Raw genomic sequence first — 389 nt, 5'->3', positions numbered from 1 at the left:
ACCGAACTCCCCAGCACAACTCAGCCTATCCATCTATCCCGGAGGATGTCCCGCCGGGGCTCAACTCCGGGCGGTTCGTTGGGCCGGTTTCGGAAAATCGAAGGCAATCCCTTCCATTGTGGCAAAGCGGTTCAAAGAGGGAGGGTTCAGCATGGAGGCAAAGATCCCGTGGTCCTCCCTGGAAGACTTCAGGCTCTCCCCCGCATCCCCGTGGATGCTGACCATAGGCTACCAGAACACCAATGAAATCTACCTGGCGTCCTGGCGCGGCATCGTTTTCTTCCCTGCCTTGTGAGGCAGGATTCCGCCCTCGCCCGGAGACTTGGCCAATGTTGCCCGATCGGCAAGGCGTTCGGGAGCCCGCGGTATTCGGAGCATTGGTACGCGGG

Annotated in this window: 1 protein-coding gene; it reads left to right on the top strand. The window is 60.4% G+C overall.

Features of this window, described 5'->3' with window-relative positions; translation table 11 throughout:
• Positions 1-295, top strand: a 295-nt coding sequence (locus MWC30_RS22120; protein ID WP_244086347.1) for a hypothetical protein, incomplete at its 5' end; no start/stop codon positions are given.
• Between the last annotated feature and the right edge of the window lie 94 nt (positions 296-389).

It is taken from the genome of Desulforhabdus sp. TSK, from assembly GCF_022836495.1.
Taxonomy (GTDB): Bacteria; Desulfobacterota; Syntrophobacteria; order Syntrophobacterales; family Syntrophobacteraceae; genus Desulforhabdus.
The sequence above is the reverse complement of the archived record's forward strand: the minus strand, read 5'-3'. Positions and strand labels throughout refer to the sequence as shown.